Raw genomic sequence first — 21,189 nt, 5'->3', positions numbered from 1 at the left:
AATGATTTACTATCTTATTCCAGCTATCGTTCTATTAATCATACTTATTATCTTATATATTGTGGTTGGAAAGCGATACGAAATGGTCATTGAGCAATTTAAAGGGATCTATCCATTATTGTTTCTCGCACCGATATCCTTGTACATCCTAGATAAATTTAAGATAATGGAACGCTTTTATAGTCAAATTGCTAAAATTCAACAGAAGATGATTAGTTTGTATGGAAATAGAACTGCTTTACAGCATACGCGTATGTACTTCGCGCAATTAATATCAATTGTATTATTATGTTTGATAGGATCTTTGTTATTTTCGGCATTAGCTGATGGTGACACGACCATTTTTGTTACAGGTTTGTTCTTTACCATAGCACTTCCGTATGCCATGGTGAAAAAACTTGCAAGTCAGGAAAAAGAGAGAAAAGACAAAATCCTCATGGAGCTACCAGAAGTAGTGAATAAATTAATTCTATTGATTAATGCTGGAGAAACAGTGCAACAAGCGCTATTACGATGTGTAACAACTGCGACAGATCCGAATTCTCCGCTAATTACGGAGTTAACCGAAGCAGTTAACAAGATGGTTAGTAATGAACCATTTCACCAAGTATTAAACGATTTAAACAAGAAGTGTGGAATTCAGGAGATATCTATGTTTACGACAACTATTCTACTTAACTATCGAAAAGGTGGAAATGATTTAATTCTAGCTTTACGAGAAATCTCACGTGAATTATGGGAAAAAAGAAAGAATATCTCCAAAACCAAAGGAGAAGAGGCATCATCCAAATTGGTGTTTCCACTTGTGTTGATCTTTGTGGCTGTCATGATAATTGTTGGTTATCCTGCAATTACAATTATGTAATTCAGGTTATCTATAAAATTAATAAATTACTTAACTATTAGGAGGAAAAAAGGATGGAGAAAGTAAAGAATTTTATGTCAAAGTTTTGGAAAGATGAAGAGGGGTTGCAAACACTAGAAATTTTATTGATCATCGCAGTAATTGTTGCCATTGCTTTATTATTTAGAAAAACAATTATGCAATGGATTGATAAATTATTAAACTTTGGTAATTCAAATATTGATAATTTTAATCCAGGCGGACAATAAAGGAAGATTTGAATGAGAAAAATGATTGGTCGATTTAGGAAAGAGAATGAAGGTAGTTTTACATTAGAAGCTAGTATTATCTTTCCAATTCTTCTCATTATTGTTCTTTTGTTTGTATTTTTTAGTTTAGTAATCTATGAAAAAGTTACCCTTCAATATAAAGCCAATCAAATTGCTTCCCGCATGGCACAAACATGGGGAAGCAGTACGATGGATATTGTTACAGGAGAAATGGATCAGTCTGATTATGTAACAAAGAATGATGATGGTTTGTATTGGAGAATTACTAATAATAACTTTTTTGGTCAATTCGGGATAGCAGTTGAAGATAGTGGTGCAGTGAGTAGGAAAAAGAATAGAGTTGGAGAGTATGCTGGAGATGTAAGTTTTGAAAATGGGGTACTTGTCCAAGAAATTGTTGTTTCACTAGATAAAGACCTCGCCCTTCCCGACGTAATGGCAGATATATTTGGGATAAATAAAGTTGGCGCAACTGCAAGACACCCTGTTGTGGAACAAACAGAGATTATCCGAAATACTGACTTTCTTCTATATGGATTTGAAAAGTTCAAAACACATGCGGGGAAATATATTCCATTTTTCAATAGGAATGATGGGGGCAGTTAACTTATTGGAATTGGGAGGGGGAGGTATGGGTGAAGCAGATATTCAAAAGAATTTGGCATAAGCTTATTATCAATGAAAATGGTGCTGTTTCCATTTACTTGATTATCATTGCTTTACTTCTATTGTTATTCAATGCTGTTCTAATTGATTACGCACGAATAATGATTGCGGAACGGCAAACCGAAGAAGCAGCAAAAACAGCATTACGCTCAACGATGTCGTCGTATAATACATCCTTACAAAATAAAGGTCTCTTTGGTTTCGAAGGGGACCAAGGCAAGGCAGAGGCCATATTTAAAGAAGTATTTGCTAAGAACCTCTCAACTGGTGAGGGAGATCATTTTGATTTCCTCAATCTTACACCGGTTGAGGGGGAAATCTCTTTAGATATACATCTGGAAAGAAGCTTAGCTAATAAGGATATTTTAAAATATCAAATTCTTGAGGAAATGAAGTATAAGGCACCTGTTGAAGTGGGAGAAGCAATAATTCAAGGATTCTTATCAGTATCTGAACAAGTGGAGCAAGCTTCCGATTACGCAAAAATTTCTAAGCAGTTAAATGAACTAGCAAAATCTCGTGAAGAAATGTTAGATGAAGTAGAAAAATTGCTGAAGGAAGCTAAAACGATATTAGAAAATATGAGAGGTAGAGTGGAGGCCGAATCAAGTAGGTCCAGTTATCCTAATGTTTCTGTAACATATGATATTTTCCAATACCACAATAAATACAATGAAGACTTGGATAGAATTGAAACTCTTGAAGGACAACTAAATGGTGACCTCGATCGTGATGAACGTAAGGAAATAGAAGATGAAATAGAAGATCTAAAAAATAAAACATCCCAATTTAAACAGAATTCACTTAATCTATTAAATGATTTAATAGAGGAAACAGAGACTATTGTTCCTAAATTAGACGAAGCATTAGAGCTCATTATTGGTGCTGAGGGAATTAATGATGATATGCAGCATGCACTTGATAATCATGAATCAGGTAATGATTATGATGATGCTAAAAGTATTAGTGAAGACTTAGGAGAAAGCACAATAGCTGAGAATACTGCGGGAAGCTTGGATGACTATATATATCCAGAAGAAATGTTTACTAATTTAAAAGATGCAGTCGAGCAGGCTCAGAGAAAAATAACAAATAGTGGTGTCGAATCAAATGCTCTACTAAATAAGCTGAAGTTATTTAAATCATATGTAGAATCAGATTTTAATACTTCGCATAGAAATGTTCAGGGAGCGGTAGAGGATATCAAGACCTATCAAAATGATGGCCTAGGTAAGTTAGAAGAGGCATTAGCGATTCTAGCTGATGGTAGAAAAGAATATAAAGACAACGAGGAAAAAATTGAAGAAGAAGAAGAGACTGCTGATGAAGGTATGGAAGAAAATAAAGACCAATTGGATGATATCCAAGATCAAATAACTGGTGGTATATCTGATACAGAATTATTATCAGAACTTGGCAGATTAGCAAATGAATATGGTGAAGCAATTGTGGCAAATAATAGAGAATTTTCCATGGAGGACCGTGATGACACTGCTGAAGAAGCGTTGAATTTTGTTGATACATTATTTAAGAATCTAGGTAATTTGCTTCTATCAGCGAGGGATGAGGTATATATTAATGAATACATTCTGATGCGCTTTAAGAGTCATGACTTTTCAGCTAATGGAAGTGCCGCATACTCCTTTGATAATAATCAGGTGGAATATATCATATACGGATTAGAAACTTATGGAGCTAATTATTTAGCAGCTTTATCTGAAATATTTGCTGTGCGATTTGCTATTAATCTAGCGGCTGGATTTATGAGACCAGAGGCTCGTGGGTTTGGACCGTTTATTTGGGCTTATGCTTTAGGTTTCGCATTTAAACAGACTGCAGTTGATATGACTAGAATAACTAATGGAAATCCTATTCAGTTATGGCCTGGTAAACCGAGGCCTATGATGACTTATAAAGATCATCTAAGATTATTCCTATTTGCTCATCCAGAAGGGAGCAAGTTTGAACGATTGATGGCTGTACTTCATAATGGAACTAATCAGGATTTGAGACAGAAATCAACTTATGTTTCTGCTAATGCAACTGCAACAGTAGACCTATGGTTCTTACCCCAAATAATCGATATACTAGAATCAACTAACGTCATTAATGGTAGAGTAGAAGGAAATAAGTTTTATATAGAAAAAAAAGTTAATTATTCGTATTAACAAAATTACAGAGGTGGTATTTCATGAAGAAGAAAATGATGCTGATAGTAGTGATGTTTCTACTTTCTATATTAATAGTAGCTTGTAGTGATGATGGTAACACAAATACTACTAATGATGATGTTGGGGAAGAAGATAATTCTGAAAAGCTGGAAGATAAAAGTAATGGAGTATCGGACCCAGTTGAGGAAAGTGAATCGGATGATAGTGAAGGCTCTAACAGTGGAGTATTTGAAGTAAATGTTGAGGATCAACTAGATTTAGGGTTAGGTGATACTGGTACCTTTGACACAACACTAGGCACATATGATGTTACTCTTGTTTCTGCTAAGTTGGAAGATGAGATTAATGGGGAAGCATCTGATTTAGATAGATTTATCATATTGGATTTTATTGTGAAAAATACAAGTCAGGAAACCCAGAATGTTGAAGATATTATATATTCATTAGAGGTTACCGATATGCTTGAGGCAAGTGGTTATTCAGATGCATCGGAGTACTTTGAAGGTTTTGAAAGATTGTCAGGTCCATTAGAGCCCAATGAGGAAATTGAAGGGAAATTTCTAGCTTTTGTTCTTGATTCTGATGAGTATTATTTCAGAAAAACCCCAGGTAACGTTGCGGCAGGAAGTAGTAACCAAGTTATATGGACAATTAAAGCTGAAGAAGCCCAATAAAAATTTTAATACAAGTAATATGAAAATCAACATAAACAATGCAGTGTAGTTGTTTATAAAATGACTATACTGCAATACATACATATAAGTTCTTAAATATTTTAGTAGTTATTTATTCTTAAAGTCCCTTTAGGATGAACTAAAGAGGTGGTAAAACATGAAGAATACAATAATGATTACCATAGTGTTTACATTTTCAATGTTGTTAGCTGCGTGTAGTAATGCTGGTACAGACAGTGCACTTGAAGAATCCTCATTAGATAATACAGAGCAACAAGAGGATGATACTGCTGACGCTGTTTCTGATAAAGGAGATGAAACAACTGAGGAAGAAGAATCTAGTGGAGTTTTTGAACTCAAAGTAGATGATCAACTTGATTTGGAGATTGGTGATACAGGTACTATTGAGACAACGCTAGGTACATACGAAATGACATTAAATAGTGCAAAACTTTTAGGTGCTGAATTTGACGGAGAAGAAACCCTACTGGATGAATTAATTTTACTTGAGATTACTATTAAGAATTTAAGTGAAAACGAAATTAATATTGAAGAGATAATGGAATCAATGGGGGTTTCAAGTGATTTAGATGGTTCTAACTCCTATGATGGTGCAGAAGATTTTGATAGTATTGAAAAATTTGTAGGTATATTGGGTGCTGGAGAAGAGAAATCAGGTCAATTTATTACAGATGTTTATACTGCTGAAGAGTATTATTTTAAAAAGGACACCGGTAATATAACTGGAGGCAGTAGTAACCAAGTTATCTGGACAATTAAAGCTGACGACGCCCGCTAGTTAAAACCATAAAACCTATTATAAATTTAAATTATATATGCTGCATAGTTACACAGTATTACATAACGGTTTTTTATAGTAGATTATAACAATTATTTTTAAGAAGAATAATCTACGCAGATTAATTAAAGAGGAGGTAGAACATGAAGAAAAAAATGATAAGTATTATAGTCATGTTTGCACTATCAGTTGTGTTAACAGCTTGTGGTAATGATGATGAAAATTCAAATGGAGTTTTTGATGTAAAAGTAGACGATCAACTTGATTTAGGAATTGGTGATACAGGGACATTTGACACAACATTAGGGACGTATGATGTTACACTTGTTTCAGCAAAATTGGAAGATGAGATTAATGGAGAAGAATCTGATTTAGATAGATTTATTATATTAGATTTTATTGTTAAAAATACTAGTGAGGAAACTCAAAATGTAGAAGATATTATTTATTCACTGGAAGTAACTGAAAATCTTGAGGGAAGTGGCTTTTCGGATGGATCAGAGTTTTTTGATGGCTTTGAAAAATTATCTGGGAAATTAGAACCTAATGAAGAAATGGAAGGTAAATTTATTACATTCGTTTATGATGCAGAAGAATACTATTTTAGAAAAAATCCGGGAAACGTAGCGGCTGGAAGTAGTAACCAGGTAATTTGGACAATTAAGGCCAGTGAAGCAAATTAAATACTACCAATCTATCAACCTATTAAAAGGAAGGACATCAAATAACAGTGAAAAGAAAATTTTTAATCTTAGGCATATTAGCAATTGTTTCAACCTTATTAATTGGATGTGGTGGTGCAGCTTCGGCAGTCCCAAAAGATTTGATAGAAAATGCTAACACAGAACCAATTGAAATAAAAGATCAATATGAACTAAAAATTGGAGATACTGGCTATACCGTTGATATAGGAAATAAAAATATCTTAGAAATAACACTAAACTCTGTAAAAGTGGTAGATGAAATTGACGGTGATGCAGCAGCATCTAGAGCTCATCCTGATCGAGTTTATGTACTAGCAAATTTCACTGTTAAAAATCATGGAGATATCGGGATTTCAAAACAAGGAGTCGAGTATCCAGTGTTAGTAGATGGAGATAACCTGGCTCAGATAAAGAATGATGCCGTGACAGGTCGTAGTGATTTGATCGGGATTGCGAATAGAATCAAATTATTTAAAGACGCATTTTTTGATCTAGGAACCATTGAACCAGGAGAAGAACTTACCGGTGAGATGCTAATAGACGCGGATCATCGTTCCGATAGTTATATTCTATATTTTGGTTATAAACGAGATTATTTAAATAAGTTAACGTTTCATTTTACAGCTGATGAAGCTAAATAGTATGTAAAAAAGGTACAAGAAAGAGGTGATGATCATAAAACATCTAAGGAAAGAAGATGGGAGTATAACATTAGAAGCTGCTATGATTCTACCATTTTTCTTGTTTTTTATTATATTTTTAACGATGTTTATACGCCTCGCTGTAGCAGATATGGCACTGTATAAAGCAGCTTCAGAAACAACTGAGCTTGTGGTGGCTTACGCTTATCCAGTTCAGGTTGCAAAGGATGGTGCAACAAGCTTTATTAATAATAAAATTCAAACAATTGAAGATGCAAGTAATGTGAACATTACTGAGGGAATGGCATTGGTAAAAGAAGGTTTGAATTTTTTAGGAATTGATTATCAAGGTGCTATTGAAAATTTTTTTGAAAGTAATTTGAAGGGTATTATCGAACCTACTGTCCAGGATAAGTTTAGGGAGGCAACCGGTGGATGGAATTTTTTTGACGAATCTAATTTAAAAGTTACAAATGTAGAGATTCCGAGCTTAGTAGGTGGTACAGATGCTTATCTAGAAGTTAATGTGGAATACAGGTTTGATTTATCTATCCCATTTGTGGATAAGGAAATTGTATTAAAAAAGACTGCTTTTGAAAGAGTATGGAATGGATCATAGTTTTGTACGAAAATCCATATCCTGATCGGAGGGTAAAGATGCTCCAAGTTCAAGATTATTTGTTGTTTGTTTATTTAATCATCGCACTCATTTATGACGTCAAGTATCATAAGATTCCCAATTGGTTAACTGCTGGAGGAATGCTAGTAGGTATTATATTTCATATGGTTAGTGGGGGAATTGATGGGTTAATCTTCTCCTTCTTGGGACTACTGGTAGCTGGGGCAATATTTCTAGTACTATATATTTTTAAGGCAATAGGAGCAGGGGATGTAAAGCTGTTTGCGGGAATTGGAGCGATAGTTGGAGTTCAAATCGTGTTATATATGATGATGTATTCTATTATTGTTGCTGGTTTACTTGGAATCGTCATATTACTATTTACAAGAACCTTCCTACAGAAAATGACAAGTGCCTTTTTTGCTTTTGTAGGTTCCATATTGTCAAAGGACCTTAGTAGATTAGAAGAATTTAAAACAACAAAAAGCACACGATTCCCCTTTATGTATGCAGTGATACCAGCAGTTGTACTCACCTATTATTATATGTTTTACGCTTATAGCTAACCATACCACACAAGTTTCATATATAGGAGGAAAATAATGGGGACTATCTATAATTTAACATTTGAATATGTACATCAAAATGGTCAATCCATCGTGTTTAAAGAGAAAGATGGACAGAAATTATCTGCCAATAACTTAAATTCTGTTCAATTGAAAATGATGCAATCGAACAGGATTCCGCACTTACTAGCCATGACAGTTGAGAATATTGATTTAACTACAAGACTTCATTTTAACATCAATTCCAAAAATAAGGTTACATCCTATTTTAGAAATAACAGTACCAGTATGAATGATTATTACCAATTATTCTTGTCTATTATTAAGGCTTTAGAAGATAGTAGTTCATACATGCTTAACCAAGAGAATTTTGTATTACGATCTGACCTAATTTATGTTGGAGAAAATGCAAGTGATGTTTCCTTGGTATACTTACCGATTAAGGATTTAAAGAAGAATACATCTTTAGCAGATGAAATGAAGCAATTGCTAACCGATATTGCTGGTGAGGTAGAAGGGCTACAAGGAAATGAGTTTAAGAGTATCTTAAACTATATTAAGAATTCTTCCTTTAGTCTTACCGGACTAAAGAAATTATTCCTAGAATTAATCTCTTTACGTTCCAATGTAAACCAATTCCAATCGTATGACTCTTATAACACAACTAATGCTGGAATGGCTATGGATGGATCAGCAACCTCAACACAGGGTCCCGTTAAAGCAAATCAAGGACTAAAGTCTGGACAGCAGACCACAGATCCGAATTATGATGATGTTGTGCCACGGAGCCAAAAGAAATCTAAGAAAAAAGTTAAAAAGAAACTCCCGCCGTTAACTTCAAGGCAAAAAGTATATATGTTTGCAGGTGCAGCACTTGCTTTAGCACTGACCTGGAAATTATATGACTCGAATCCAACCACTGTCATTCTTGGTATATGTGGTGGTGTATCGGTTCTAATCGTTGTTGCTTTAATTGTCTTTGCAAAATTTTGGCGACCAGGTGTAACTCCAATTGAAATACCGGTTGCTGGTGAAAATGTGGATGAAGGAAAAAATACAACTATGCATAGACAGCAAGCACCTCAATCACAACCACAACAACCAAATATGGCAGTAAGACCAACTGTATATAATCAAACACCACCTCAACCAGTGGAAAGAACATATAATCAAGTGCCAACACAACAAAGTAGAGTCGCTTCATCTAGTTTCCAAGACTTCTATTCCCCTGAACCAGGTGTGGCTGCTTCTATGGATACAACCTTGTTAACGGTTGATTCAGATGACACCGTGTTATTAGAAGATGAAGCTAACCTTGATTTTCAAGAGAAAGATGAAGTGTTAGCACTACTACACCGAACTGGAGACGATGGGAAGGTCAAAACAATTGTAATTAATAATAGGAATTTCTTAATTGGTAGAAATGCAGATTCCGTACATTTTACAGATGAGGCAACAGGTGTTTCTAGAATTCATGCAGAGATTATTAGGGTTGATTCTACTAGTTATGGGATAAAAGATTTAGGTTCGAAAAATGGAACAAAGTTAAATGGAAATACATTGGTACCTTATAAAGTTTATGCGCTAAATGAGAATGATGAATTTGTATTGGGTAAAGCAAACTATACGTTTAAATGGAGTTCATCTGAATGAGCAAAAATTGGCATACAGGTATTGCAACACATCAAGGTACCCGAAAAACTAGAAATGAAGATTCCTATTTAATAAGATTTCGCAAAGATAATAAGGATAATGAGATAGCGTTATTTGTTGTAGCAGACGGCATGGGTGGTTATCAAGTTGGTGATACCGCCAGCCGTCTTGCTATTACTGCTATTGATGAGTGGTGGGAAAGACGTATAGATAAGGTATTAAAAAGAAGAAACGTCACCACTCAAGTTGTAAAGGAAGTCCAAAAGTTATTCTTACAAATCAATAAAGCTATTATTCAAGCTGGGAAGAATATAGATAAAAAAATGGGAACTACACTTTCATTACTTGTCCTTTATAACGGGAATTATGGAATTGTACATGTTGGTGATAGTAGGGTTTATCAAATGAAGGATTTAAGTCAGAGGATAGAAGAGTTTGTTCAACAGATACCACAACATTTATTCCATGAACAAACAGAGATTCTAGAAAGAGAGCCCGAACTTCATCAATTAACAGAAGATCATTCATGGGTAGAAAAACAAGTTAGAGAAGGAAAATTAACAAGAGAAGAAGCAAGAAATCATCCAAAGCGTAATGTTCTATTACAGTGTCTGGGAATTGGAGAAGAAATCCATCCCTATTCAACACTAGGAAGTTACCGCACGGACGATGTGTTTTTATTATGTAGTGATGGTTTCTATTCGTTATTCTCGAATGAAGAAATTAAGAATATGATACTGAATTTAGAAAAAGAGTATGGAAATTATCAAGCTGTATGCGATTATTTAATAAACTTCTCAAACTTCTCTCATGCTCATGATAATGTAACTCTTATGCTTGTGAGAGATCTGCAATATCAAGATAGCAGTAAGAATAAAAGTGCTTGGTGGCTAACATTAATGGATAGGAAAGCTTAATTTAGCTCTGTCCTATTTAGCGGAAACAAAGGTATTTGATCAGGAGGCTTGGCGAATGCCATATATTTTAATGACAACAGATCAACAGGGAGAAATAAGATGAGTAAGCACGGCATCATAATTAATAGGAAAGATATATTAGAAGAAAAATATATGGTTTTAACACATATTGCCTCTGGGGGTATGTCAGACGTATATCTTGTTGAGGATATCCATGATACAGGCCGACTAAGAGCAGTCAAAGTAGTTAAAAAGGGTAATAAATTAGCTTCAAAATTGGTTGATGAAACACTCATACTTATCCAATTAAATCATCCTAATATACCGAAAATGATTGATTTCTTTTCTTCATCTGATTATATCTATCTTGTCATGGAATACGCCGAGGGTACGGTTTTATCAGACTATTTATTGTCAAATGATTACCAAATCTCAATTGATCAAGTAATAAATATAGGGATACAGCTTTGTGACATATTAACTTATCTCCATCATCGAACAGAACCAATTATATATCGTGATATTAAGCCAGGAAATATTATCCTAGGGAACGATGGTAATATCAGATTAATTGATTTTGGGATATCAAGAAAATTTCAAAATGGTAAAATGGAGGACACCGTAAAGATTGGAACTGTGGGCTTTGCAGCGCCAGAACAGTTTGAACAAAAACAGACAGACGAACGAACAGATTTATTTTCTCTCGGATCGTTACTTTATTACATGTTATCTGGAGGGAAATATGTCTATGTCGTACAAAAGCCAATCTCACATTTCGTAAAAAGACTTCCTACTAGTCTAGAAAAATGTATTAACCAATTAGTAGAATTAGAGCCTGATAAGCGTATACAAGATGCTGAAGAGGCAAAAAGGCTATTGGCTAGGGCTTCTGAAGAGATAGCGAAACGAAAGCCCAAATTACTTAAATATTTAGGGATTACAGCACTAATTATTATGATTTTATTAGCTATTTTCTTACTAATGATCTAAGTAGGGGACAAAGGGGGGCTATATGTTGAAGGATGATTATAATCTAGAATTTAATACGTTACACGATAACGGAGAAATGATTGTTTTCGAAATCCCTAGTGAACAAACTAAGTTAAAAGCGGCTGAACAGTTAGATGAATTAAAAAGACCAGATGAACTTTTCTTTCCTTGCCAACATGCTATCGTGGATGAAAAATCGGTAAAGTTATATTTTAAACGGAATCATATGTATCAAAATGTACAAACACTTAGCAATGCTACTATTGACTTAAAGATTAACATTATCAGGAATGTGTCAAATCTTAATAGACTTGTAGGAACTCAATTTACAACAACTTTACATCCTAAGAATGTGTATGTAAATGAGCAAGGAGATATCAAATTAGTACATCGCGGAATTAGACATGCTCTTCCCCCAAACGAATTCAATGAAAAACAACTCTTAAAAGAAATGAAAGAACTAGCTGTTTATTTATTTACTGGATATTCTCCTTATCTTGCAGAAAATCAAGCTCTTGAAACAAGAGATGAGTCGTTCATAACAAAACTAAATCAAGCACATACGCTAAAAGAAATTGAATTTATCATCCAAAATAGCGAACTCAAAGTAGATAAAGAAATAACTGAAAGTAATAATTTAAACGTGTCAGAGCCTAAAAAAGAAAAGGTGAAGAAAAGAGGGAAACATATATCCTTGTTGTCTGGTATGTTATTAGGTTTCCTATGTGGCTTAATCTTCTTATATGTCACGCAAATAATTCCTTTAACAGATACTTCAAGTGAAATGGAGTCTTCCTTCTCGGAAAAAGAAAAAGAACTAAATAAGGAGAAAGAAGAACTTAACAATCTGTTATCTGAATCCAATAAACTAAATGAAGCCTATAGGTTGTCGTTTATTGGGGAAACAGAGGAGGCCATATCAGTTCTTGAATTAATGGATACTCTTCCGGAAGAAGGAGAGGAATTATTGACAAGTTTATACCTTGGCTCAGATAATCCTGATTCATTAGTAAAAGCAATTGAGATAGATAAGGAACACTATAAAACGGTCATTAATAAATTAGTAGCATTAAATAATGTGGAAGCCAATAATAAGTTATTAAGTTTTGAGACGGACGATCCTAACATTACTATTGAGCAAGCATGGATAAATAAAGACTATGAAGGTGTTATTGACCGATATGAGCAAATTAAAGATAGTGATAGGGCTAAATGGTTAGCAGCAAGAAGTTATTTGGAAGTAAATGAGCCCGAGAAAGCATTAGCTCTAGGAGAAGAATTAGAGGACCTATCTATCCAAAAAAGTAGTGTAGAAAAGCTAATAGAATTGATAGAATCGGATGAAAGCATAGATTCTAGTAAAAAGAAAAAGAGGCTGGATGGACTGATCAAGCAACTGGAAGAACTAGAGAAATAGATAATTCCTACAGCACGTCTCATGTAAATCGCATTGAACTTGTCAGTGCGATTTTTCTCTTTCAGATTAGTTTTTTTGTAGAAATATGGTAACCATAATTTTCAATGAATATCAGCGATTGTGTTAAAGATGGTTTTAGTGTATAAATAAATAGAAGAAAATGGAATAGGGCGTGACATAATGGGGAATACGAATGAGTCAATCATGCAACAATGGAAAAGAAACAGTATTCTTTTTCTGGGAAGTCAATCCATTTCGCTATTTGGATCATCATTAGTTCAATATGCGATTATGTGGTATGTGGTATTAAATACACAGTCTGGAATCATGATGACGATTTATATTTTGTGTGGATTTATCCCTACATTTATCCTTTCACCGTTTGCTGGTGTTTGGGCAGATCGGTATGACCGCAAGAAGCTAATTATAATATCGGATGCTTCCATTGCTTTTGTAACACTAATCTTGGCAATCTTTTTTTTGATGGGCTTTGAATCATTGTGGCTAATGTTTTTAATTGCTGCTGTGCGGGCATTGGGTACTGGAATTCAAACTCCTGCAGTTGGAGCAATCTTGCCACAGTTTGTCCCGGAGGATAAGCTTACAAAAGTGAATGGCGCAAATGGAAGTATTCAAGCTTTGGTTATGCTCTTAGCACCAATGGCTAGTGGGGCTTTGTTGGGCCTAGCGTCAATTGAAATTATCTTTTTCATTGACGTTATTACTGCGGCTATTGCGATTATTATATTCCTAACAATGCTTCATATACCAGCACATAAGAAGGTAACAGAGGATGAACAGGTTAGCTACCTTGCAGATTTAAAGAAAGGATTTATTTATATTAATAATCATGAATTCTTAAAGAAATTCTTCCTTTTCTTTGCTCTATTCTTTATTCTGGCAGCTGTTCCATCTTTTTTAACCCCTTTACAGGTAACGCGGAGTTTTGGTGATGATGTTTGGCGACTAACCGCAATTGAGGTTGCGTTTTCCATCGGAATGATGATAGGTGGAGTTGTGATTGCCACCTGGGGTGGTTATAAGAATAAAATTCATACAATGGCTTTAGGGAGTTTCTTATTTGCCATACTAACATTTGGACTAGGTGTAATCCCAAATTTTACAATTTATTTAGTACTCATGGCGATTACAGGTGTAACGATGCCGATATTTAGTACACCGGCAACTACCTTACTTCAAGAAAAAGTTGAACCAGAATATCTGGGAAGAGTTTTTGGAGTTGTTGGTATGATTTCAACATCTATGATGCCATTAGGTATGTTGATTTTTGGACCTGTTGCAGATATCATTTCTATTGAATGGCTACTAATAGGCTCAGGATTACTAATGTTTGTTGCAGGATTTTTCTTGATTGGAAGTAAGGTTTTACTCAACGCAGGTAAACCTAAAATAGTGAAGGAATCTTAAGGTGCACTTTAGAAGTGCACTTTTTTCATATTTTTTTAATTTTCCCCTTGACCTTTACGTTGCGTAAAGGTTTATGATAAGAATTGTCAGGAGGGTGAAACAATGGAATACACTGTAAAAATATTAGCCCGTATGTCTGGAGTAAGCGGCCGCACGCTCCGATATTACGACCAAATCGGATTATTGAAGCCGGCTAGAATTAATTCGTCTGGTTATCGTATATATGGGCAAAAGGAAGTAGATCAACTCCAACAAATTTTGTTTTACAGAGAGTTGGAAGTTAGTCTTGAGGATATTTTCGAGATTATGAATCAACCTAGTTTTGACCGTAGTGAAGCATTAAAAAGCCATTATGAAAAACTCAAAGAAAAACGATCCCGTCTTGACAAAATAATGGCAACGGTGGAAAAGACGATTGCCAGTATTGAAGGAGGAAAACCTATGCAAGATAGTGAAAAATTTGAAGGATTTAAAGAAAAGCTAATTGAAGATAATGAAAAGAAATATGGGAAAGAAATCCGAGAAAAATACGGTGATGCTACGATTGATGCAAGTAATGCAAAATTAAGAGGAATGTCCCAAGAGGATTATGATCATATGACCAAACTGGGGGAAGAAGTTTTTGAGTTATTAGAAAAGGCATACGCCACGGGGGACCCGACATCACCTGAAGCTGTAGAACTTGCTGAAAAGCATAAGGAATGGCTTATGTATTCATGGACCAGTTATTCAAAAGAAGCACATGCAGGACTTGCTGAAATGTATGTTGCCGATGAACGTTTTGCTGCTTATTATGACAAAGTAGTGGATGGTGGAACCAAGTTTATACGTGATGCGATTTTAAATTATCTGGGAATGTAAGGATGACCACCCTTTGAGGGTGGTCATTAACTTTTTGCGCTATGACTATCTATAAGTACCGAATTCATAAGTTTTTCGAGGCCAGTATCCATAGAAAATAATGAGCTCTTTTTATAGTTTCAGAGAATACTTTATATAATTTTCGGGCAGAAACAACTAAATCTTCACTTGTTACTTGTTTTGGATATGTGGAAAGAAAAGCTTCTACAAAGGAAGGATCTAATGTATCATAAGCTTTAAACTGATGAATTTTTTTATCTTCGTTCAATGCTTGAACTATTAGTGTATAGGTCCTCATCGTTTCTAACATCTTTACTGCATAACTTAGGTTATTTCTCTTCATGGCTTTATCTAAACTTACCGCACAATAAACAAACTCGAATGGTTTATCTATAGCTACATCATATTTTGCAGATTGCTTATTAAACTCCTCATTTTCATGATTCATCTTTTCCAATACTGATCCAGTTTTACCCACAAGCACCTTCCATAGTGGTGACCGTACAAATAATAATTCCTTAGGCAATAGACACATTGAATTCCAGATTATTTTCTAGGATAGCTATTAGGAGAAAAATATCATTACTAAATTGTTTTTCTTTTATGTATACTGGATGAAATTCACTAAGGACTTGATAAACAAAGTCTTTGGTAGTTTCAGCATTTTCGATTTCAGAAGTTGCAATCATTAAATCAATGTCTGAGTATACATCGCTAAATCCAACTACACCAGATCCAATTTGGATAATTTCCGCTACCAAATCAGAGTTTTTTATTTTTTTAATTGTTTTGTTAAGATATGTTTTCTTGCCTCTATACTATACATTGTCTACCTCTAACACTCTAATTATTTTAAAATTAATTTTATTATAACAATCGGATTTGTCAACTTATTAATTAGTATAATTCATCTTAAACAAAGCATCTTACTACTAGGAGGTGTTATTTTGGGTAAAGATCGTCAGGAAAAAAAATTAAAGAAAAGTAGACGAGTAGAGTCGGACCGGGATGTTGGGTTGAAATATAAGAATTCAACGATTATGTCTAGTCCTGAAGAAGCAATGGAATTAAATGATGGTAAAAAATAATACTGAATCCCTCGCTATATAAAAGCGAGGGATTTTTACTTTTCTCATCAAATTCTAATGTTGCTATTATAATTCTTTAAGAATTGATGTTTATAGTATAGATATAGTCATTAAGGAGGAAACAAGCATGAAAAACAAATTAATTATCGGAGTTATTGCTGGAGGGTTAATAATAACAGGGGTAACGGTAACAGCTGCTGATTCTAATAAGGGTAACGAACAGATTGTTTCAGAAAATAAGGTTATTTCTATAAAAGAGGTAGAAAAAATTGTTATGGCAGAAGTTGAAGGCCATATTGAATCAATTGAATTAGAAAAAGAAGCCGGTAAACAACTATATGAGGTAGAGGTAGGAAATAGTGAAATGGAATATGACATCTACATAGATGCATATACTGGAGAGGTTTTATCAATTGAAGAGGAATCAAATGATGATGATGTGGAGGATGCAGGGATGAAGCAAGCTGTAATTGCTAATCTTATCTCTGAGCTTCAAGCAATTGAAATTGCAGAGAGTGTTGTTGAAGGAACTGTAGTTGAAATGGAACTTGATGAATATGATGGGCAATATGGTTATGAATTAGAATTAAAAACAAGTAATGGAAAAGCGGAAGTAAGGATAGATGCAATAACTGGTGATGTACTAAAAAAACAACTAGAATCAAATAAGCCGCCTCTACAAACTGAAGACGTGACTTCCTATTCAGAAGGCCATAAAGTTATGGAACTAATTGGTGAAGATACTTTAGAAGTTCAAATTGTAACAGATAATTCTGAGAAACGTGTTCTTTTATTCCTTAATAAAGATGGAAAAGAAGAGTATAAATCTGTATTTGTGAAATCTACTAATCGTTTGAAGGTAATTGATTTAGATGAAGGTCTATTATTTAATGAATTAATCTAATAAGTGTAGTAAAAGAAGCGCCAAATTTTGGCGCTTCTTTTGGCGTTAAGTATATAATAAAGAAAGTTACATATTGATGTTTTGGGGGAGTTGATATTATGAAACCTGCGTTTGGAAAACTAGTTGAAAATCAAGAATACAAATTAAGAAAATGCGCATATGCTATTATATTTAATTCCTCAAAAGATAGAGTTCTTACTGTACATAATAAAGGCTATAATTTTCTACCTGGTGGTGGAATAGAAGAAAATGAAAGTGATCAAGTTTGTATAGAGAGGGAAATGATGGAGGAAACAGGATATAGTTTGACTGTTCGCTCATTTATAGGTACAGCACAGTATTACTTTATCTCAAGCAAAAATGAGTTTATTTTAAGTGATGGATTTTTTTATTTAGCAGAACTTGGGGAAAAAGTACAAAATCCTACCGAAGTGGACCACGTTATGGAATGGGTACATATAGATGATATGGAGAGGCAATTCATTTTCAAACATCAAATGTGGGCAGTGAAGAAGGCTATTGGAAAATAGGGGGAAGCAACAATATGGGTTACATAGAAAATTTAAGGGCATTGGTTGGGCATAGGCAACTTATATTTGTTGGTGCTGTTGCTGTTATTACCGATAAAAAAGGAAGGATTCTCTTACAGCAAAGAAGGTTTCCAAATGGAGTATGGGGAATTCCAGGTGGATTAATGGAGCTCGGGGAGTCAACCGAAGATGTGGCTAGGAGAGAAGTATTTGAGGAAACAGGTCTATCCATTGGTAAACTTCAGTTGATTAATGTTGATTCTGGTAAGGATATGGTTGTGGCTGAAAATGGTGATCAGTTTTACGTTGTAACAGTGGCTTATCACACGGATGAATTTGAAGGTGATTTGAATATTGATGAATCAGAATCTATTACGTTTGATTTTTTCTACCCGAATGAACTACCAGGTAAAATGGTCGGTAGTCATCGCAGAATTCTTAATGAATATCTATCAAATTGAGGGGATATTTAGGCTAACTCCTTAATTGTGTCATTATAAAACTATAGTCCTAAATCACAAAAGGACTTTTTGCCCTTGTAGGTTATAGTGCAAAAGATATACTTATTAATGGGAAAGGAGAATAGTAATATGAATCAACTAGTTATTTATGCTAAAAGGGGTAAGCAGATTTTGTATGGAATCCTTTGTTTCATATTTGTGGCTGTAAGCGGACTTCTATTAATAATTGGATTCACTGAAAATGGTAGCGATAGCTTTAAACTTATTATAGCAGGGGCTTTGGGGTTTACTTTCTTTGGGTTATGTATGGTTTATTATGTAATAAGTATGTTTAAACGAAAACCGGCACTGATTGTTAATCAGGAAGGCATTATAGATCAATCTACCTATATCGGTGCGGGACTTGTAAAATGGGATGAAATTGCTGATGTGGATTTTGTAAGCTTTAGTGGGCAGACTTATTTGGGCATTTATACACTGGATCCTGAATTAATTGTTGAAAGGTCTAGTTCATTTAAGAAAATGTTAAACCGTATGAACAAAGGTCTTCTGGATACTCAAGTGAATATCCCAGTTAAAATTCTGGATTGTTCAATGGATGAATTAGTGGAAACTATTCGCAAATTCTGGAAGCAAGCAAGCTGAGATAAATGTATAAAAGTGTGAAGAAAAACCGGCGCCTTGGGCACCGGTTTATCCAAATACTTCCCCTCCATTAACATGTAAAACCTGCCCCGTAACAAATCGCGAATCATCAGAGGCTAGATAAACAAAGGTTGGTGCTAATTCAAATGGTTGGCCTTGACGGTGCATTAAATTATCCACTTGTGTGACCTGATCAGCTGAAAGACTTGATGGAATCAATGGTGTCCAAATTCTCCCTGGTGCTACGGCATTAACACGAATGCCCTTATCCCCTAAATTTCTTGCTAGAGCTCTTGTGAATCCAACGTTTGCTCCTTTTGTAGCTGTATAATCAATTAATTGATCATTACCAGCAAAAGTAACAACAGAGGTCGTGTTTATAATGGAACTACCTTCTTTCATGTATTTTAGAGCCTCACGTGTCGTATAAAAATGTGAATAAACATTGAGCTTAAATGTATCATCAAACTGCTCATCAGAAATATCTAGTAAGCTCTTTTGTTGGAACTGAATTCCAACATGATTGCAGAGTATGTGTAAATCCCCAAAGGTTCGCAAAGTCTTCATCACAATTTCTACACATTGTTTCTTTTCACGAAGATCTCCTGGTAAAAGTAAACAACGCCTACCAATTTCTTCTATTCTAGCTTTTGTCCGATTTGCGTCTTCATGTTCATCGAAATAAGAAATTGAAACATCTGCACCTTCTTTGGCAAAAGCAATAGCTGCAGCTGCACCTATACCACTATCACCACCAGATATTAATGCTACTTTACCTTTTAATTTTCCAGTACCTTTATAGTTTGGATTTTCAATAATTGGCCTTGGCACCATTAACCCTTCTACACCTGGTTGTCGATATTGTCTTTGCTCAGGCACAGTGATAGGGACCTCTTTATATTGTGTTATCTCCCCGTAGTTTGGATACATAGGATACTCATCTGGATTGGGATTACCCTTAAACATATATATTAATCCTCCTCTCCTTAATTTCCTAAGATACATTATTCGTTTTAGGTAATTGTGTGCCTAGAATACTCATCATCTAACAGTCCCATCCAATAGGAGAATAGAATACAATATGAAAGAGAAATAAAAGGAGGTTAATCAGATGGACTATTATTATAATCCTGAGATAAAGCTGTTACTAATCAATCAATCTGATAAAAAGGTAATGATCACATATGGAAACCAAAAGTTTAAGCTACCTAAGATTGGGCAAAGGCCACCATACTACACAAATCCGAATTATCAACAATACTACCCAAAGATATAAGAGAATCCAGGCACTATACAAATCGTGCCTGGATTCTGACTGTTTCTGACAAAATATTTGTTTTAGATTAATAGATTTTGGGTAATGCTAATAATAGTAGTCTTTTTTCTATGGTTTTCTGTATGTTATATTATGACTACTAGATTTTAGTACTAGAGGTGTTTATATGGTAGATTGGTTAGAAAAGATTGATTGGGCAGAATTATTGATGGAGATAGGTATTATTGCCTTGAAATTAATAGCAATTGTTATTGTCTATTTTATAGTTAAGTCTATTGGAAACAGTGCTATAGAAAGAGTCTTTAATCGGAAGAAGAAAGAGATGTCAACCGGAAGGGCAATGACGCTTGAGTCTATATCTAGAAATATTTTTGCTTATTTCTTGTTATTTATATTTGTAGGCTTTGTATTTTCTATCTTCAACTTTGATATTACAACATTATTAGCTGGTGCAGGGATTGTGGGTCTTGCCATCGGTTTTGGTGCACAAGGTTTAGTAAGTGATGTTGTTACTGGTTTTTTTATTTTATTAGAGCAACAAATCGATGTTGGTGACTATGTAACAGTTGCTGGAAAAGATGGTGTGGTTGAAGAAGTTGGGCTTCGTACTACGAAATTAAGGGGCTTTGATGGAACACTTCACTTTGTACCAAATCGTGAAATTACTAATGTCAGCAATCATTCCCGGGGAAATATGCAGGCTCTTGTGGATATTAGTATTCCATATGATACAAATATTGATAAGGCCACACAAATACTAGAAGAAGTATGTGAACGAGCTGCTCGTGATGAAGCTATAGTTGAGGGGCCAAATGTTATTGGGGTACAAGCTTTTGGTTCATCTGATATTGTACTTCGTGTCATTGGGAAAACAAAAAATGGTGAACAATGGGGAGTGGAACGTAATCTAAGAAAAGCGATAAAAGAAGCGCTTGATCTTAATGGTATTGAAAGTCCATACCCTCGCCAGGTGAATATAAATAAACATGCTTGATTCTGAATAGTAGAAGTGATCCATTTAGGGTTACTTTTTTTTGGTATAAAA

At 34.6% G+C, this 21,189-nt stretch carries 26 protein-coding genes; 23 read left to right on the top strand and 3 right to left on the bottom strand.

The window, feature by feature from the left end:
• Position 1 precedes the first annotated feature (1 nt).
• From TY11_RS16560 to TY11_RS16485, 16 genes are all read left to right on the top strand, one after another.
• Entirely contained in the window at positions 2–865 is an 864-nt protein-coding gene (locus TY11_RS16560) for a type II secretion system F family protein (RefSeq protein ID WP_042148774.1), read from the top strand.
• A 53-nt stretch (positions 866–918) separates the two neighbouring features.
• Positions 919–1,113, top strand: coding sequence for a Flp1 family type IVb pilin (locus TY11_RS16555; protein ID WP_042148771.1), 195 nt, complete (start codon positions 919–921; stop codon positions 1,111–1,113).
• A 12-nt stretch (positions 1,114–1,125) separates the two neighbouring features.
• Entirely contained in the window at positions 1,126–1,740 is a 615-nt protein-coding gene (locus TY11_RS16550) for a TadE/TadG family type IV pilus assembly protein (RefSeq protein WP_042148769.1), read from the top strand.
• 29 nt (positions 1,741–1,769) lie between these two features.
• Positions 1,770–3,968: a DUF5702 domain-containing protein gene (locus TY11_RS16545; RefSeq protein WP_042148765.1), complete on the top strand. Its 2,199-nt coding sequence runs from the start codon at positions 1,770–1,772 to the stop codon at positions 3,966–3,968.
• 23 nt (positions 3,969–3,991) lie between these two features.
• Positions 3,992–4,645 (top strand): hypothetical protein, encoded by a 654-nt coding sequence (locus tag TY11_RS16540; RefSeq protein WP_042148762.1) that lies wholly within the window; start codon positions 3,992–3,994, stop codon positions 4,643–4,645.
• Positions 4,646–4,802: 157 nt separating this feature from the next.
• The gene (locus tag TY11_RS16535) at positions 4,803–5,444 is read left to right on the top strand and encodes a hypothetical protein (protein WP_042148758.1); all 642 of its coding nucleotides are present in this window, start codon (positions 4,803–4,805) and stop codon (positions 5,442–5,444) included.
• Between the two features lie 143 nt (positions 5,445–5,587).
• Entirely contained in the window at positions 5,588–6,127 is a 540-nt protein-coding gene (locus TY11_RS16530; RefSeq protein WP_042148756.1) for a hypothetical protein, read from the top strand.
• A gap of 47 nt (positions 6,128–6,174) precedes the next feature.
• Entirely contained in the window at positions 6,175–6,789 is a 615-nt protein-coding gene (locus TY11_RS16525; RefSeq protein WP_042148753.1) for a DUF4352 domain-containing protein, read from the top strand.
• A 28-nt stretch (positions 6,790–6,817) separates the two neighbouring features.
• Entirely contained in the window at positions 6,818–7,408 is a 591-nt protein-coding gene (locus tag TY11_RS16520) for a hypothetical protein (protein ID WP_042148750.1), read from the top strand.
• A gap of 38 nt (positions 7,409–7,446) precedes the next feature.
• Positions 7,447–7,974, top strand: coding sequence for an A24 family peptidase (locus TY11_RS16515; protein ID WP_042148747.1), 528 nt, complete (start codon positions 7,447–7,449; stop codon positions 7,972–7,974).
• Between the two features lie 36 nt (positions 7,975–8,010).
• Entirely contained in the window at positions 8,011–9,627 is a 1,617-nt protein-coding gene (locus TY11_RS16510) for a DUF6382 and FHA domain-containing protein (protein WP_042148744.1), read from the top strand.
• Positions 9,624–10,544 carry a PP2C family protein-serine/threonine phosphatase gene (locus tag TY11_RS16505; RefSeq protein WP_042148740.1) on the top strand — a complete coding sequence of 307 codons (921 nt, stop codon included), beginning with the start codon at positions 9,624–9,626 and terminating at the stop codon, positions 10,542–10,544. The genes TY11_RS16510 and TY11_RS16505 overlap by 4 nt, the downstream gene beginning before the upstream one ends.
• A gap of 99 nt (positions 10,545–10,643) precedes the next feature.
• On the top strand, positions 10,644–11,534 hold the full coding sequence (locus TY11_RS16500) for a serine/threonine protein kinase (RefSeq protein WP_052345872.1): 891 nt from the start codon (positions 10,644–10,646) through the stop codon (positions 11,532–11,534).
• A 22-nt stretch (positions 11,535–11,556) separates the two neighbouring features.
• Positions 11,557–12,951 carry a type VII secretion protein EssB/YukC gene (locus tag TY11_RS16495; protein ID WP_042148738.1) on the top strand — a complete coding sequence of 465 codons (1,395 nt, stop codon included), beginning with the start codon at positions 11,557–11,559 and terminating at the stop codon, positions 12,949–12,951.
• Positions 12,952–13,131: 180 nt separating this feature from the next.
• Positions 13,132–14,379: an MFS transporter gene (locus TY11_RS16490; protein WP_231495864.1), complete on the top strand. Its 1,248-nt coding sequence runs from the start codon at positions 13,132–13,134 to the stop codon at positions 14,377–14,379.
• A gap of 102 nt (positions 14,380–14,481) precedes the next feature.
• Positions 14,482–15,240: a MerR family transcriptional regulator gene (locus tag TY11_RS16485; RefSeq protein ID WP_042148735.1), complete on the top strand. Its 759-nt coding sequence runs from the start codon at positions 14,482–14,484 to the stop codon at positions 15,238–15,240.
• Positions 15,241–15,304: 64 nt separating this feature from the next.
• Here TY11_RS16485 and TY11_RS16480 read toward each other — a convergent pair whose 3' ends face one another.
• Both TY11_RS16480 and TY11_RS16475 read right to left on the bottom strand, forming a co-directional pair.
• Positions 15,305–15,718 carry a hypothetical protein gene (locus TY11_RS16480; RefSeq protein WP_042148732.1) on the bottom strand — a complete coding sequence of 138 codons (414 nt, stop codon included), beginning with the start codon at positions 15,716–15,718 and terminating at the stop codon, positions 15,305–15,307.
• A gap of 40 nt (positions 15,719–15,758) precedes the next feature.
• Positions 15,759–16,001 carry a hypothetical protein gene (locus tag TY11_RS16475; RefSeq protein ID WP_042148729.1) on the bottom strand — a complete coding sequence of 81 codons (243 nt, stop codon included), beginning with the start codon at positions 15,999–16,001 and terminating at the stop codon, positions 15,759–15,761.
• Between the two features lie 186 nt (positions 16,002–16,187).
• Between TY11_RS16475 and TY11_RS20245 the strand changes: the two genes are divergently transcribed.
• The 5 genes from TY11_RS20245 (at position 16,188) to TY11_RS16455 (ending at position 18,868) form a co-directional block, all read left to right on the top strand.
• Complete coding sequence (locus tag TY11_RS20245; protein ID WP_081755960.1) at positions 16,188–16,328, top strand: YpzI family protein; 141 nt, start codon at positions 16,188–16,190, stop codon at positions 16,326–16,328.
• A 127-nt stretch (positions 16,329–16,455) separates the two neighbouring features.
• Positions 16,456–17,232, top strand: a complete 777-nt coding sequence (locus TY11_RS16470) for a PepSY domain-containing protein (protein ID WP_052345871.1) — start codon at positions 16,456–16,458, stop codon at positions 17,230–17,232.
• A gap of 98 nt (positions 17,233–17,330) precedes the next feature.
• Positions 17,331–17,762, top strand: coding sequence for an NUDIX domain-containing protein (locus TY11_RS16465; RefSeq protein WP_042148726.1), 432 nt, complete (start codon positions 17,331–17,333; stop codon positions 17,760–17,762).
• Positions 17,763–17,776: 14 nt separating this feature from the next.
• Positions 17,777–18,223, top strand: coding sequence for an NUDIX hydrolase (locus TY11_RS16460; RefSeq protein WP_042148723.1), 447 nt, complete (start codon positions 17,777–17,779; stop codon positions 18,221–18,223).
• Positions 18,224–18,352: 129 nt separating this feature from the next.
• Positions 18,353–18,868 (top strand): STM3941 family protein, encoded by a 516-nt coding sequence (locus tag TY11_RS16455; protein WP_042148720.1) that lies wholly within the window; start codon positions 18,353–18,355, stop codon positions 18,866–18,868.
• Positions 18,869–18,916: 48 nt separating this feature from the next.
• On the opposite strand, the gene TY11_RS16450 is transcribed toward TY11_RS16455, so the two are convergent.
• Positions 18,917–19,834 carry an SDR family oxidoreductase gene (locus TY11_RS16450; RefSeq protein ID WP_042148717.1) on the bottom strand — a complete coding sequence of 306 codons (918 nt, stop codon included), beginning with the start codon at positions 19,832–19,834 and terminating at the stop codon, positions 18,917–18,919.
• 145 nt (positions 19,835–19,979) lie between these two features.
• On the opposite strand from TY11_RS16450, the gene TY11_RS20705 reads away from it, so the two are divergent.
• Both TY11_RS20705 and TY11_RS16445 read left to right on the top strand, forming a co-directional pair.
• A complete protein-coding gene (locus TY11_RS20705) occupies positions 19,980–20,144 on the top strand; it encodes a hypothetical protein (protein ID WP_197025111.1) in 165 nt (54 codons plus the stop codon).
• Between the two features lie 166 nt (positions 20,145–20,310).
• Complete coding sequence (locus TY11_RS16445; protein WP_042148714.1) at positions 20,311–21,138, top strand: mechanosensitive ion channel family protein; 828 nt, start codon at positions 20,311–20,313, stop codon at positions 21,136–21,138.
• Positions 21,139–21,189: the final 51 nt, after the last annotated feature.

The sequence above is a fragment of the Paucisalibacillus algeriensis genome, assembly GCF_000577245.1.
Lineage (GTDB): Bacteria > Bacillota > Bacilli > Bacillales > Amphibacillaceae > Ornithinibacillus.
Note: the sequence above shows the minus strand (reverse complement) of the source record. Positions and strands in the feature narration are given on the sequence as shown.